The sequence below is a fragment of the Psychrobacter aquaticus CMS 56 genome (assembly GCF_000471625.1).
Taxonomy (GTDB): domain Bacteria; phylum Pseudomonadota; class Gammaproteobacteria; order Pseudomonadales; family Moraxellaceae; genus Psychrobacter; species Psychrobacter aquaticus.
This window is the reverse complement of the sequence record NZ_AUSW01000035.1, coordinates 1-15389: the sequence shown is the minus strand read 5'-3', so window position 1 is coordinate 15389 and position 15389 is coordinate 1. Positions and strand designations below refer to the sequence as shown.

Annotated in this window: 9 protein-coding genes and 2 pseudogenes; 6 read left to right on the top strand and 5 right to left on the bottom strand. The window is 39.6% G+C overall.

Annotation, left to right across the window (positions count from 1 at the left end; translation table 11 throughout):
• Positions 1–248 precede the first annotated feature (248 nt).
• On the bottom strand, positions 249–419 hold the full coding sequence (locus tag M917_RS14545; protein WP_264629469.1) for a helix-turn-helix domain-containing protein: 171 nt from the start codon (positions 417–419) through the stop codon (positions 249–251).
• A gap of 188 nt (positions 420–607) precedes the next feature.
• Here M917_RS14545 and M917_RS11855 point away from each other — a divergent pair, with 188 nt between their 5' ends.
• The 4 genes from M917_RS11855 to M917_RS11840 are packed head-to-tail and all read left to right on the top strand — an operon-like array spanning position 608 to position 2711.
• Positions 608–823: a hypothetical protein gene (locus M917_RS11855; RefSeq protein WP_021815097.1), complete on the top strand. Its 216-nt coding sequence runs from the start codon at positions 608–610 to the stop codon at positions 821–823.
• Between the two features lie 25 nt (positions 824–848).
• The gene (locus M917_RS11850) at positions 849–2093 is read left to right on the top strand and encodes an Arm DNA-binding domain-containing protein (RefSeq protein WP_040642792.1); all 1245 of its coding nucleotides are present in this window, start codon (positions 849–851) and stop codon (positions 2091–2093) included.
• Positions 2090–2383, top strand: coding sequence for a hypothetical protein (locus M917_RS11845; protein ID WP_021815095.1), 294 nt, complete (start codon positions 2090–2092; stop codon positions 2381–2383). Before M917_RS11850 ends, M917_RS11845 begins: the two co-directional genes overlap by 4 nt.
• A 10-nt stretch (positions 2384–2393) precedes the next feature.
• A complete protein-coding gene (locus tag M917_RS11840; protein ID WP_040642790.1) occupies positions 2394–2711 on the top strand; it encodes a hypothetical protein in 318 nt (105 codons plus the stop codon).
• A gap of 228 nt (positions 2712–2939) precedes the next feature.
• On the opposite strand, the gene M917_RS13795 is transcribed toward M917_RS11840, so the two are convergent.
• Positions 2940–3506 carry a hypothetical protein gene (locus tag M917_RS13795; RefSeq protein ID WP_021815094.1) on the bottom strand — a complete coding sequence of 189 codons (567 nt, stop codon included), beginning with the start codon at positions 3504–3506 and terminating at the stop codon, positions 2940–2942.
• 304 nt (positions 3507–3810) lie between these two features.
• Here M917_RS13795 and M917_RS14160 point away from each other — a divergent pair.
• A pseudogene (locus M917_RS14160) lies at positions 3811–3975 on the top strand (IS3-like element ISPar1 family transposase); the annotation flags it as partial.
• Between the two features lie 45 nt (positions 3976–4020).
• On the opposite strand, the gene M917_RS11825 reads toward M917_RS14160, so the two are convergent.
• Genes M917_RS11825 through M917_RS11815 form a run of 3 tightly spaced genes read right to left on the bottom strand, consistent with a single transcriptional unit; the run spans position 4021 to position 14259 of the window.
• Positions 4021–9813 (bottom strand): DEAD/DEAH box helicase, encoded by a 5793-nt coding sequence (locus M917_RS11825; RefSeq protein ID WP_021815092.1) that lies wholly within the window; start codon positions 9811–9813, stop codon positions 4021–4023.
• Between the two features lie 9 nt (positions 9814–9822).
• Entirely contained in the window at positions 9823–11706 is a 1884-nt protein-coding gene (locus M917_RS11820; protein WP_021815091.1) for a hypothetical protein, read from the bottom strand.
• Between the two features lie 15 nt (positions 11707–11721).
• Positions 11722–14259: a hypothetical protein gene (locus M917_RS11815; protein ID WP_021815090.1), complete on the bottom strand. Its 2538-nt coding sequence runs from the start codon at positions 14257–14259 to the stop codon at positions 11722–11724.
• A gap of 415 nt (positions 14260–14674) precedes the next feature.
• On the opposite strand from M917_RS11815, the pseudogene M917_RS11810 reads away from it, so the two are divergent.
• Positions 14675–15389, top strand: a pseudogene (locus tag M917_RS11810) (IS3 family transposase); the annotation flags it as partial.

Here is a 15389-nt window from a genome sequence, read left to right as displayed (position 1 = left end):
CACCTAACCTAGTAAATTTGGCACTATGATAATTTTGAACCCAACCTCAATTCAGCAAAGAACGTGTTTTTTAGACGCCTCATTTATTGGAAATGTATTTAAGATTCATAGTATTCAAAGCTAATCATCACTTAAAAAATGATGACTACAACCTAACAATAGAAAATTATTAAGCCTCGTAAGTATCTTTTGTCTCTAGTAGACCTTTAGCTAGAAACTCCCTATCAAAGGTTATCACGATAGTCAATCTACTGCTCTTCTAAAGAGTTCCCTTTGTTAAGTTCATCTGGAACATACTTCAAAATATCTCCTGGCGTTACTTCTAATACATTACATAGCTTACTCAAAGTATCGAACTCAATTCTAGTCGTATCATCATTATAGATCCTATGCAGCGTCGATTTACTAATATCTGTCATTCTCACTAAATCTGCCACACGCAACCTTCTTTCTGCCAAAAGAACCGGTAAGTTACATGAAATCACAATAAATTCCTTATTGGTAAGTAAAAAGTACTTGCCAATGACTACTTTTCTGATAATACAGTACTCGTTGGCAACAACAAAGTGTTTATTAAAAACCATTTAATACTGACTGGAGAACTATTATGTCACAGACTTATCTCACTACTCAAGAATTAGCCGATCGTATCAAATACGATGCACGTACTATTCGTAACCAACTTAAGGACACTGTTTTGATTGAAAACATCCATTACATTCGTCCTTTTGGCGGTCGCAAGATTTTGTACGTTTGGGAGCGTATCGAAGAGGATATGTGCAAGCCGGTTATGAGTGCCATTAACGGTATGGCTTTACAATAAGTTTTATTAAACAAGGAGTCAAATAATGGCGTCAATAAGATCGAGACGTGGCAAGCTATTCGTAGATTTTCGATATATGAATATGCGTTGCCGTGAGACGACTAATCTCACAGACACTCCAGCTAATCGAAAGAAGTTGGCTAAAATTATCGAAAAAATGGAAGCTGAAATAACCCTAGGCATCTTCGACTACGCTGCTTACTTTCCAAAAAGTGAACGGGCACAGGAGATGATGGCACTGGCTAATAGAGCCGAAGCTTGTATCAGTCGCAATCCGACCTTTAGGGAGTTTTCGGAAACGTTTTTTGAGGAGAGGAAGATTGAATGGCGGCCGAGCTATCGGCAAAAGACACAGATTATTTTGAATAAGTATTTATTACCTGAGTTTGGTGGTAAAGCGGTACATGCCATAAAAAAACCAGACTTACTGACCTTCCGTAGCTCCCTCGCCAAAGTTCGTTACGGTAAAGATGGTCAGTCAAGTCTGTCAGTAGCACGAATCAATCAGATCATGATACTTCTTCGTATGATACTAGAAGAAGCGTCAGATCGCCATGAGTTTGAGATGCCTTATAAAAATATTAAGAATCTCAAGCAGGCTCGTCCTGATGTAAATCCTTTTACGCTGGCTGAGGTATGGCTGATTTTAAAATATGTACGCGCTGACTATAAGCCTTACTACACCATTCGCTTCTTTACAGGAATGCGTACCAGTGAAATAGATGGGCTGAAGTGGGACTGCATTAACTTTGATCGCCGTGAGATCAGTATAAGAGAGGCATTAGTGAATGGTGAGATGGGTCCAACAAAGACATTAGGCTCACAGCGTGATATTGCGATATCGCAGTTGGTCTACGATGCTTTGCTAGAGCAGAAAGCACGCACCTATGGTAAGTCAGAGTTCGTATTCTGCAACTCACAGGGCAATCCCATGGAGTACCGTAATGTGAATAGACGGGTATGGAAACCCACGCTTGCCCTACTCGGTTTGAAACATCGGCGTGCTTATCAGACTCGACATACCGCAGCGACTCTCTGGCTCGCTGCTGGTGAGAATCCTGAATGGATAGCTCGGCAAATGGGTCACAGTAGTACGGAGATGTTGTTTCGGGTCTACAGCCGCTATGTCCCTGATATTACCCGTCAAGATGGCTCAGCGATGGATAACTTGCTCTTAGCGAGTAAGGAGAAGTTAACAGGTGCATCGAATAGCTCTGGAGCTGAAGCACTAATCACGAATGCACAAACTGACAAGGAGACGTCACAATGAAAATCATCAATTATGAGGAGCTGTTTGGTGAGTTTAAACCTGATGGTGCAATCAGTATAGATGCAAACCTTATTGCTAATGCATTGATGCGTGAGTTGTATATTTCATCTGGTCATCAACTCGCACGCTTCTTAGGAGTGAAACACTGCTTTGATAATGATATGGCGATGCGGGTATGGGTGCAGAAGCGCTTGGATGCAAGTTTTGGTTATGTGGTTGAGGATATGCGTTGTCAGCTTCAGAGCAAGCTTTATGAGCTATTACCGCACTCTGAATATGTCGGCTACTGAGGAGAACATGATGAGTGTAAAGCTTCAGCCGAATATGACGCAGAACGCACGCGATCTAAAAATCTGTGAGGATTACTGGGCATACGATAATAAAGGTGATTATATCGCACATGTCGAAACCATCTGTGAGAAGTATGAGATTAGCCCTCAATTATTTTTCGAGACAATCGGTGAGTGTTTTGCTTATTTAGATGATGTGCGATGCGAATACTGTGGTTATGTGTGTCCTCTACAGATACCGGCAGACATTCCGTACATGCGGGCAAAAGACAGTTGGTGCTGTGAAGTATGTGAGCATGCCTTGTGGCGGGAAAACAATCACAGATAAGTCGTTCAAATTTTAAAGCCAGATAGCTTAGGTTGTCTGGCTTTTTTGTGGGCAGCAGATCTTCTCTTAGATACAGCTCAAATTTAGTGTGCCACTACAACGTCGAGATGGTTTATTTTTTGGTCAAGATAGCCCAAACTAAGACCTCTAAAAAAGGTAGAGGGTAGTATGAGCCAAGTTTAGGCTAAAAACTTGGCTTTAAAAGGTAAATACAGAAAAAAAGCTAGTTTAAAATTGACTGTAGTCTACTTTAACGAGTTTAGATTGCTGAACCTTTTTTAGTTTGAATGTCTTGGTCTTTTCATCCCAAATGTTGACATAATAGGTGATAAGTTGTTTACCGGTGGTTTCGTTGACTTTCTCGCCTTCACAATTGCGGCTTATAAATAAGCGGCTATTTGGATAGAAAGCCAAACGCTCGTTGTCATCGAGTTCCGCTCCGTCTGCGAAGCATTCTGCGCCACTTTCATAAGGGGTGACACTGTCCTCAGTTTCACCCAGTGGGATATCGTATACTTTGCCAGTACGTTTATCAATCATAGCCCCTGACACACAGCTTGTACCACAGCCCCAGGTTGTCACGATATAGTTACCCGCGAAGTTAATTTCACCATCTTTATGAGCTTCTTTCAGACGAGTACGAAAAGAGCTCCAGTCACCTAATTTTAAAGGTGCTTGTTTACCGTTATAAATTTTAGCAGGGTATTTTTCAAAGCTGTAACCAGCGATGGTTTCAGCATGAGAGGTAGAGATACAAGCCAAGGCAAAATAAAGATAAGCCGCAAGCTTTTTCATAAGAATTCCTTTTTTAATAGGGGTCAGTACAGAAAACGGAAATTATAGTATGGTAAGTACATTTGTTTAACTCCACATCAACTAAGTTAAATAATTTTTTCTAAAATTACTTACTAAAATAATAACCTGATAAGGTTTGGTCGAGTCTTACAAGCTCTATATTGAGCTTGAATACAATCAAACTATAATTCAAAAGGATTTGGGGATGAAATCACCTAGATAGGTTTATCATGAGTTTTATTGCAACGCCGCTTGATTAAAATCTTCCAAGTTTGGTTCTAGGGATTTAACAGCATACCCCAGCCATGACATTAGCTTGTACATGGTCAGACGTATTAGAGAAGAACATGGCATCAAATGCCGTCGCCACAAACGTTTTAAAGTCACCATGGACTCAAACCATAATAAAATGGTTTACACAAACGTGTTGGATCAGCAGTTTGATGCTAATCGCCCTAATAAGTCTTGGGGTTTCTATTTATAGAATCTTTGTATTTCAAATCACTATCTTTTTTTATTTAGACCTAACATTTTCAATAGCACTCATTAATCTACGATTCGTTTCAAAGGTATCAATGAACATTATAGAGTAGCTAGAATCTAAGGAATCGACAGTTTGCTTTAGTTCTGCACTCATATCCACTACATCCCAAAAAGGATGGACAATAACAAATGCTTCAGAGCTAGGCCCACTGGAGTTATGTAATACAACCGGAAGGTTTAATGGACCTGCACTGATAATATCTCGTTTATGCGGATCTAGACGCTTGATATCCTGTGCAGCAATTTTAGCAAGCTCAGGCCAATCTTTAAGCTCAGAATACTTCGTGAAATCTCCATCTAAACCCACTCGGTGTGTAGGATCAAATAAACATCTTAAAAAACTGAGTCCTAATCGCCAATCTAGTAGACCATGGTATCCCCTATTACCATAGCGTTGAATACAACGGTAGCAAGAGCGCTGACATTCCTCACGATGTTTACTTTCAAAAAAACTGCCCACCATAGGGTCTGATAAATCATTTAATATTGAGTCTATAAGTTCTACGATTAGAGGTGATTTTCCCTTTATATTTTTTGTTAATCTTTGACAGAAACCAGCGCCATTTACCAATGTATCAGCTATCTGCAAGATTGGTCTCTCTTCACGAAGTCTAGGCTCAAGAGGTTCGAACTCATCTGGTGATATATCTAAAGCTAGAGAAGCCCTCTGAACTATAAGCTGTGTCGCACTAATAGCCGCAGCCCTTAAGCTTGTCCCTGAGCGTTCTAATTTAGGTCCCAGTCTATCCATAGATAAACCATCGGCGATTGACAACATGCTAAGGTTTAGAGCATCTGTTCGCTTTTTTGAAAACAGCTTTACTTCTTGTACTTCAGGTAATTCTGGTTGTACTTGCCAAGGCTTTGAATGTTTTTGAGCTTTATCTAATAATATTGCTTGATTTGGAACCTTATCAATATTTAATCTAGAATTTCCTTGGCAATATACCTTATTCTGAATTCTGTGAACCATCTCGTAGCTTTTAGGGTTTCCATCTACATCTAAAACCCCTCTATTTCTTCTGATAATATAAGCTTCTTTACCAGTTGCAAGTGATAAGTTTGTCCCTACAACTTTTTCCATCTGCATAGGTGCAATAATCGCTCCAGTTTCCCGTCTTATCATAGGACGAGGAGGCTCAGTGCCGTCAGACACTCGCGGTCGAAAATCAGTTCTAAATGCACTAGGTGAATAGTAGACACTAAAAGCTTCTTGGGGTATCTTGTGTTTACAGTCGTCACATTTGACTCCATCATCACTTTGGGCAAGTAGCTTTAGTGCACCACAAGTAGGGCAGTCAGCAATGCTCACTTTATCATTCCACCACTCTTCTTTAGGCTCAGGAATGAGTTTAGCACCACCACGCCTTAGCTGGACAAAACCTAATTGATCAGTAAACCCGATACTTTCATGAATTTGTTTATCTCGAATCACCACTTGTCCTGGAGAAAACTCATAAATAGCGATATCAATTTCGCGATCGACAGAATCCCATTCAGACTCATTTTCACCAACTGACTCTAAATTCAAATATAGGTTTCTTACTCTGGTCGGCATGCCAAACATTGGTAATAATCCGTTCTCAGCTAAGAATTGCGCCAGTCCCATTTCACGATTGCTACCTTCTTTTTCTAAGACATCGATCTCATCGATCAGTTTATCAGTTGTTAAGTAAGTTAAAAGATCTTGCTCTCGATTTACTACCCCCTGACCTAGAGTATTGGCTAGTTTTTCAGCGATTGACTGGGTCTGCTTAAGTGCAGTTGTTAAGCGTTGCTTCCAGTCTTTGACTTCGTCGTAGTAGTCAGTCGTTAGTATAAACTCTCCATGTATATCAGATTTCATATTATCACCTGGATAATTGCTATCATCTTCCTCTCTTAATCGTTTGAAAGCTTCTGTTAGCCAAGATTTTCTCAATAAACGCAAGCTAATATCTATGTGCTCTACTGTTAAGAAAGGCGGTGGTGGAGCATCTCCTGTGATTGCTTCAGGATGGCGAAAATAGTGCATATCATGACTACGGCCGCGGCATAATGTCATTGCTAAAGAAAATGCTTGTTTACGTCGTCCAGCACGTCCTACACGCTGTTGATAATTAAAACGTTGGGGAGGCATATTAGCTTGGTATACAGCTTGTAATGCACCGATATCAATACCAACTTCCATTGTTGTAGTAACTGAAAGCAAATCAATTTCTTGAGCTTTTTCCTTGATTGGATTGCTGTTATCATCAATCGAAATACCCCGAAAGCGCCGTAATCGCTCTGCGGGCGATCTTGTTTGACCTGTCAACTCCTCGCAACGCAATCTAAATATAGACTGATCATCTGCAAAGGCTTTATCTAATCGTTTAGATATGTAGTTGCGTTCTCTAAGCTGTTGTGATTTGAGATTAGGTTCAGTAGGCAAAGGTTGGTGACAACGCGTACATATCCCTGTACCACGATGTAAATGAGCTCTATTACATGTGGTACATTCATAAACTGGATCTTGAGGTTTAGCAAGTTGAATATATAAACTTTCGATTCGTATAATGCCACCTCGATGATTAAGCTTTTCCATTTCTTTTAAAATATCAGTCATTTTATCTTCACTGATGCCAGAGGCTTGTAGAAAATGCTTCACTCTTCTACTACTTATAGAATAACCGCTTACCCACTCTTTAATTGAGTCCTGATTCACCCATTTATTGGCTAATACACGATAATTATCTGCAAAAACCCTTAAAATCGCATTAAGCTCATCTGAGTTCTGTTGATGTTGAGCTTCAAAACAAGCGTAACCGATTCCTGTTTCTTCCAAAGCAAAATAGTTACGCGCAAAAATAACATCTTCAATCAAAGTTTGTTGTGCTTTCGCCACTGCATTTTTTGCATCTGTAGTTTTCGTACCGTCAATCTTGTCATCCCAATAGATTGTTCCGTCCTGCTTCTCTTCAAAATAACTAAACCACTCATTGTGATTAATTTTTTCTACGCCGGTGTCATCTGTAGGGTGCACACCTATAGCAGTCATCCCCGCAAGCAGTGGCTGAGCCTTAAAACCTGTCTCGATAATACCTTTTTCATTTGTCTCTAAAATTGCTGCTAATGGGATACGATCAGGACTTAACTGATTTCTTTGAATTTTCTTTATCTTGTTATCAATTTCATCTGCTAAATCATAGTCCCCTTTCTTTTCTGCTTCTTCTCGCCGGGCTTTTAGAGTTTCGATATCCTCAACAAATGCACTATTGATTAATGCATCCACCAGAATCCTACGGCGAGTATCATTATGGTGATGACGTTCAATATCAATGGCTGTTTTAGCCGCATCTTGACGACTATCAGAAAACGCAATCACTTTGGGACTATTACCAGCTTGTTTAAGCAACTCAAGAACTTCAGTGGCTAGTAACTGCGATGTTTTAGCAAAACCAGTACGAAAACTACGAATAGGTGATTTACGATATTGCTCACTACGACGTGAATAATCAGCCCCACACGCAGGGCAGCAATTTGGTGCTGCAGTCTTCTTACGTTGTTTATCTTTATCAGATACATTAATCATGTCGAAGAATTTTCCTGAGATAAAATCCGCAGGGTTAGTTGGACGAGTTGAACGTAACTGACCATTATATGGATCTAACGACACAGGCACCCACGATTCTTTGTCATTGTCACCTCGTTTGGCTGAAGCTATAGAGGGCCAAAATAGAACAAATTCCTCGTGACTGAGATCTTCAATCCCAGAACCAACGCCAAACTCTGGAAGTTTTTCAAGGTCCTGCGTTTGAGGGAGAATTTCAATTGGCGATCTTGAGTTATTACGAGAAGCTTTTCCACGTAACCCTCCAATAAACTCTGTATTGCATCCCTCACATAAAAATAATTCAAATAGCCGCTGGGTACCTTTAGACGTATGGATATGACTAGTACCACTCTCAACCGACATCCCTTCATAAACAAGCCGACCTTGTTGTATCATGGGTGCGGCAAATAAACCCTCCAAGCTTCTTAAAAATAGGTGCTCCCTAAAGGAAATAGCCTCTGACCCCTCTATATCTCCTAGCCCTCTGAGGATCATTAAACCACGTAAAGCTTTATGCTCTCGACTTTCACCAAAAATCTTTTCTGCCAACGTTGATATTGAGCGAGCTTTGGTTTTACCCTCTTTATCTGTACAACTTATTGCCAGTCTCTCAGCAACTTGATTCACCATATCACTGGTTGCTTGAGATTGAGACAATCCTAAGGCTGTTTTGCAAGCATCTAGTAGTTTCTCTAATTGCTCATCTCTGTCTAATTTATTCGTTAGCTGACCTAGATAGCGACCATCTGGTGTTAGATAATCTACCACTGCTATAAACGGTCTAGTATCTATACATTGTTGAGTAATGGGTTTGGGTATATCCGTATTGCCTGAAATAACCGCTTCTGCCCAGTCCTGAGGCTTTTTAGCTCCTTTACTATGACTATCTACATAAGTTCCAAACGGTCCAAAGAAGTCATAAAGATACCCCAAGCTTTGATCACCTTCAGTACCATCCAAGGGTAATGAAGCACTAGACGCTAGTATACGCAGCTTATGGCGATACTCTGTACGATCCAACCCCAGTCGGTTGATTAAAGTACGAATGAGAGCTGCCATTTCGGTTCCTGTTGAACCGCGTATTAAGTGCAACTCATCCAAAACCAAGAAGAAGTAAGCTTTAGGATCTGTTTCAAGCCATTGTTTAGTCTTATCGAAGATTTGAGCATCAACTTCTCTAGACAGCATTGCGTTCAGCATTGAAATATTAGTAATCAGCAAATCCGGTGGCGTTTCTTGCATGTCCCATCGTGTAATAAGCTCTGACCCCGTAAGAGATGGGAATAAATAACGTGTTGTATCAGTCTCAGGATTACTTCTATCATACGCCAATGCTTTTTCTTGATCATTCGCCAATGTCAACAACGTGGTCTTAGTGCGTTTTAAACGGCGCTTAGTAGCTGTTTTCTCTTTTTCATCATCTTGTCGTCTTGGATGATTCAAATAGCCAGGAACAGGACTTGCACTGGTATAACGGCCAAAAAATATCCGATTACCATTGGCTCTTTTGTCTAATACTTCTATAGCCTCTGGCGAGTCTAGCATAGTGCGTAAGCGCACCATTTGATCTTCTACTAGTGCATTCATTGGATACAAAATTAATGCACGCACTGCCTGTGGTCGATTACTGTCTTCACCTTTGCGGTGGTACTCAAACCTACTTCCTTCACGCCACCATTGGTTTTGCAAATAATCTACTGGGGGCGTTCCCCATTGCGTCGCTTCTGCCGTCAATTCTGCCAAAATAGGCAATAAAAATGACTCTGTCTTACCTGAACCTGTACCAGATGCAACAATACCAGGATGCCCACTCTTTAAACCGCGTTGCAGCATTTGCACTTGATGAACATAAGGTAAAAATACACTCTGTCGTGATAACTCACCTGTGGCTGGTTTGCCAGGGAACAACCCAGAAAACATCATTTCAACGATAGCTCGGCGTTGCTCACGATTAAATTTCTTTAATGGGTTATCCTGACACTCGTCATCTAAACAATCTTCCAATCGAATATTTGTTGATTGATAGCGTAAAATAGGCTCAATAAAAGGTTCTGGCATTAAATTGCCTGGTTGTCGTAACAAGCGTTGCCTTTCTTGACTTAAATCTTCACGGCGTAATCGATAAACTGTATCTAAATAAGAAAGATAAAGCTCTAAAATATCATTGTAAGCACCTATTGGATCTAGCATATTACCCTCTTATTTATCTAATAACTCTTTCAGCCATAGTTGACCTTTTTCAAGCATTTCAGAGTAGTTCTCGCTAGCTACAGATACCTTTTGATAAGCAAGTTGTGTACATTTTTCTGGAACAATTGAAAGCCGTTGTAACAACCTTTTGTTATACTCAACTTGATTATCAAATTTAAGTGGCGTACTAAATCTTGATAATTCTGACCACAGACGCTCTTTATCAATGAAATTATCATCAATAGTCGCCATAACAAGTAAATTACTTGGTCTCTCAGAGCTATACATGACACTTGTTAGACTTGGTAACCATAAATCTATGGCCGTCCGTTGTAAGCCATCAAGCCAAACTAAATGATATTGATTTGGGTTTGCTACTGCCGTTGACCATGCTCTAGCAAAACCAGTCTTGGTACCTTGGTTTGGTTGCATCCATAAGTCATCTAAATTTAAGATATTTGGACCTAAACTCTCTCGAAAAGTCACTCCACCCGTAACAATCTCTGCGTATTTAGGTATGATAATTTCTGCTGAAATTGATGGTAAAAGAACAAAATCACCTGAGCGTAAAGCCCTATCAAATAGGTTAAGCTCTGATTGTGATATAGCTGCTTTCTCTTCGAATGCCTGAAGTTTGGCAACAAACTCTGAATTATCGATATATGGAATATCATCTCTTCCTGATCCTCTCGACCATGGTGGGAAAGTAGTGTCTGTAGGGTTAATTAACTTTCCTTGATCATGCAGAGCTCGCTTGAGACGATCTACAAGGGATATATTTTCTTGACTATCTAATTCTTTAATATCACCAAGTGTTTGATTCAGATGGCCAATTTCTGCTACTAACTGTTGATTCAAGCTTGAAATCTTTTGCTGTAACTCATCTTGAATGACTTTTTGATTTTCTAATATCTCATGTCTTTCCTGTATATTTTGTTTCAAGCTTTCTTGTTGTGATAGCAAGTCTGCTAGCTCTGACCTAATCTCTTGTTCAATAATAGGTTGTATTTTTTGACGGTAGGCATTACTTGCCGCTTGTTGTGCTATCTCCAACTTCTGCTGAAAAGGTTGCATGTTTGATAAAGTGTTGATGACTTCTCTTGGCTCTATTAGCGATCTAGCAACTCTTTGTTTATACCCTTTCAACCATTCATGTATATCAGCCCAATCTTCTTGTTCTGTAATATTGAGTGCACGATCTAATAGACTAACTAAATCCGCCCTTTGCTGTTTAGTAGTAGTTTTTAGATACTCATCATAATCTTTTAGTTTATCCAATAAGTCATTTAATATATCGACGTCTAGCTTCCATGTTATTTCGCGAATGAAATCGCCAACAGTCACATCAGGAATCTCTATAAACTGTCCTTCAAAAGCATCTCCTTCAAAGATTGCACTATTAAAAGAATAAACTTCCACATTTCTTGTCTTAGCCACATAACGACCATTACGAGGATGGGACATGACTTCGACAATGGCACATTCTGTGTCAGATAGTGCAACAATAACTTCATTGGGTTCTGCATCGATAGCATCAATACTCCCCAAACCAAACTCTACTAACTTATAGCGTATTCGTTCTGTACTCATATGCCTGTAATCAATAACGACTGTAGGCTTTTTCCGCTCCTCAATAATATAATGATCATGCTCTTTATCGGATGAATAACTGTTGTGCTCATTTACTCTTGGATTTAATTTAGCAGTAAAAATAAGGAATTGTTTTTCAGCTACGCCATACAATGAAGGAGCGAAGACTTTACCGACAGGTGCTAAATCACTAGTCAAGACTTGTTTTTTCCATTTACCATTATCTACTTTTGCAATTCCACTGATTCGTGTTTGAGGTCGAGGTGTATAATCAACCTCACCAAAATACCATTGTTCTGACACTTATCTTTCCTCTTTTTAAATATAACTTACGCGGATACCGCGACTGCGTTGCTTTGCAATTTCCAGAATAAGTTTCTTTGGTTTAATTTTATTGTTACCTTGAATAGCAAGCCCAAATATAGCTTGCAATGTGTTTAACTGTTCCTCACCCACAGCATATTGATACTGTGAATATTTTGATGTGAGAGCAGGGCCGGACTGCAGACCCGTTGATTGTCGTAACCATTTAGCAACTGGTAACGGCAAGTGGCCATTTAAACTCTGTCGTTTTAATAATCCATCACTGTATATAAAAACCGGTTTTTTAATTTGTCTTGCATACTCCAAAATTGCAATATTGCGTTGCGTCGTAACAAATCCCTGCTCTTCATCAATAGCGTATACATCCCTATCATCATCACGTGTAAACCTTACCAACATTTTAGTGTTGGATATATTTTGATTTAATGGAATAAACAATCCTGGCTCAGCTTTCCAAATGCTCGATAATTGACGCCCTATAACGGTTCTATTTTCTATTGGCCAACATTTTGGGGCTGGTTTTGCGACAATGCTTTTACCAATTTCAATACTCCACTGAAGTTCTTCAGCTAATTTCTTAATTTTGTCACCATACAAACTTATAACAGGTACTGCCCACTCCAACTGAGCACTAATATGTATTTCAATACCCTGTCTTATAGCTTCAACTTTGAGTATTTCTAGTTCTTTATGAGCGATAGCACCCTCTACGATTGCGGTTAAACCACCTGTTAATACAATCTTTGGTGCTTGCAGACGCCAAACACGTCCCCGCCATCGGCAACTAAAATCTTGCTCTAGCCACCCTGCTTCCTCCAAAGAGCGTAGCACATCCCAAACTATGTATTTAAATTCAGGTTTTTGAGGTAAAACTATTCGTAAGATAGCAATAATCTCTGACTCTGATCGAGATGATTGTGCACGAGCATATAGTGCTTCTAATGCATCGCACAGACGATTAGGAAATACACCCACTGACATTACATTTTGGGTTTCAACAATTGAATTACCTAATTGATAATTAAGTTCTACCGACGCCTCAAACGCACTTTTCCTTTGTGGCCATGAGTCATTGAGTGGTGCATTATTAAAAAATTGAATTCTTTTTAATGTAAGTTCATCATAACTATCAGTGTGCTTTAAGTGCCATTCTTTATCAATCAAGTCATCATCAATGATTGTAACGATGTCATTCTCAATTTGAACCTTTAATGCTGGGTTTGTGCTAAATTTACTATTGGATTCAATTTTGATATGGGGTAAGTATCCTGAACGTGCCAGCCACTTATTACGTCCTACTGGAATCCCTCCTTCAAACTTCAATCCCTTTTCTGATGTATTTTCCCCAGCTACCCCTTGATCACCAGTTATCTTTAAGGCCTCTTGTAATGGCATGTTTTCAGAATAACACCACCTTTCGGCAATGCTACAAGGATATTGAAACCGCTCAATAATTTCAGGGCTATTGGCTAGAATAATAGCTGTATCTTCTGCATGAGCTTTTCTATCATCTTGTGTCCATAGACCACCATGACGCTCTAATAGAATAATACAGCCGTTATCTAATAAAGCTTTAATTTGTTTTGGTATTCTATGCATTTCTAAGAATTGTAAAAAACCCCCTTGCCAAAAAGGTACTTCTAAATCTTGACGTCGATTTCCTTTTGCTAAAACTACCTCTTCTAGCTCATCACCATCCCATCCACCAAATCTGACCGATACCGACCACAACAAAGTGTGGTTTTTGGGATTTTCTCGATTAATCTCAGATAAAATACTGAGTATTAACTGCCAAAAGTAATGGTTCTCTATGGCGTGGTTGCTTTCATAGAGTTTTCTTAGGTTAAATAATTCTCGTTGCATCAATAGTGGTAATTCACCATAATAATCTTCATCTAGCTCGACCAATAAAGATGTTGAACTCTCGAATGCTCTATAGCTTAGCTTTTTTAAAATATTTTTTAGCTGTTTTCGATCATCACGAGAGGGATAAGCTAACTTTACGGCATAGCCAATAACCGTCATATTCCCTATATCTTTAGGCAAAATAATTTTTCTATAACTCTTACCTTGCTGGATTTGACTACCCATCCATTTTGATAAAGCCAACCATAAACTATTAATTCCGCTTACACCTTGCTCAGCACCTTGATTATCATCTAGCAAAGCTCCTAGTCGCTCTCGATATTGGTTACTATCTCCCGCATTAGTAGTAGTAGCAGCCACCAAGCAAGATAATATTAAAAAATGAAAATTACTATAGGCTCTTGCTCCTTGAATCTCATGTACTTTAGTTGATAAAAAATCTCTTACTAATTTCCTAGTAAAAACTGACATAAATGCATCTTGAATATCCTCATCGGAATATCCATTCATACCTATCGCCTCTGCCAAGCCTGCTGGAGTAACATCCAAATTAATTATGTCTGAATTGCCATATGGACCTTCTGTACTTAAATAATGTTGTTGTAGAGAACTAATCCAGTCTTTCTTTGTCAAACTAGCAAGAGTCGTTTGCATTGTTATGGCCACAGTGGCTTATCCTTACATACTATTTAATAAATTCTCGACGTTCACTTCAATACTACCGTACTTCGACTTTCGTTTGTAGAAGGTTATGAGCTATGCTGAAGAAACCGTAGAGATAACCTTGGTAAACTAACGACTCGATAAGGAGTTTACAATGATCAAGCAAATGCGGAGCTACACTACAGTACGGAATTCAAAGCAGAAGCTGTCAAAAAGATAGCAGATAATAACGCTAACTTGAGTGCGACTGATCGGCAGGTAGGAAGGAGTAGCCATGCAATTGGGAGAACAAAGCTAATGAAGGCAAGCTTATCGGCACTAAGCAGTATGATCCTGAATTCATGGACATTATAAAAGAGAATGAACATCTTGAACGCGAACTCAGCTCAAGGTTACTCAGGAGGAGCAATACTGAACCACTAAAGTGATGGTCGATTTTATTGATGACCATAAAGATAGTTATGGGGTCGAACAACTCTGTAGAGTGCTGCCGATTGCCCCATCAACCTATTACCGTGAAAAGTATTTAGCTAATAATCCAGCAAAGCGCTCTTTACGCCAGCAGCATGATGACTTCTATATTAGCGAGATTAAGCGCATCTGGCAGGACAGTAATTTCCGCTATGGTGTACGTAAAGTCTGGCAGCAGACGAAAGCAGATGGCATTCGTGTGGCTCGTTGTACGGTAGAGCAGTTAATGACTCAGTATGAGTTGCAAGGGATTTGGCGTGGTAAAGGCAAGATTACCACCAACAGCCGTGATGACCAAAAGCGCGCAGGTGACCTAGTCAATCGTTACTTTAATGCTCATCTTCCTAACCAGCTGTGGGTTGCAGACTTTACTTATATCAAGACCATGAGCGGCTGGGCTTATACCGCTTTTATTATTGATGTATTTGCCCGTGCTATTGTGGGTTGGAAAATATCTAATCGTATGAATACTAATATGGTGATGGCAGCGTTAAATCAAGCGATAGCTGATAGAAATAGGCCTAAAGACGTCATTCATCATAGTGATCGAGGCGTTCAGTATTTATCTATTCGCTATACCGATAGAATGGCTGAGGCTGGTGTTATTGCTTCTGTGGGTACCACTGGTGATTCATACGACAATGCATTGGCTGAGACAGTCT

Bases quoted from the DNA above. Each gene is read 5' to 3' on its own strand.
- M917_RS14545 (WP_264629469.1), bottom strand. From the start codon at position 419: ATGACAGATATTAGTAAATCGACGCTGCATAGGATCTATAATGATGAT.
- M917_RS11855 (WP_021815097.1), top strand. From the start codon at position 608: ATGTCACAGACTTATCTCACTACTCAAGAATTAGCCGATCGTATCAAA.
- M917_RS11850 (WP_040642792.1), top strand. From the start codon at position 849: ATGGCGTCAATAAGATCGAGACGTGGCAAGCTATTCGTAGATTTTCGA.
- M917_RS11845 (WP_021815095.1), top strand. From the start codon at position 2,090: ATGAAAATCATCAATTATGAGGAGCTGTTTGGTGAGTTTAAACCTGAT.
- M917_RS11840 (WP_040642790.1), top strand. From the start codon at position 2,394: ATGAGTGTAAAGCTTCAGCCGAATATGACGCAGAACGCACGCGATCTA.
- M917_RS13795 (WP_021815094.1), bottom strand. From the start codon at position 3,506: ATGAAAAAGCTTGCGGCTTATCTTTATTTTGCCTTGGCTTGTATCTCT.
- M917_RS11825 (WP_021815092.1), bottom strand. From the start codon at position 9,813: ATGCTAGATCCAATAGGTGCTTACAATGATATTTTAGAGCTTTATCTT.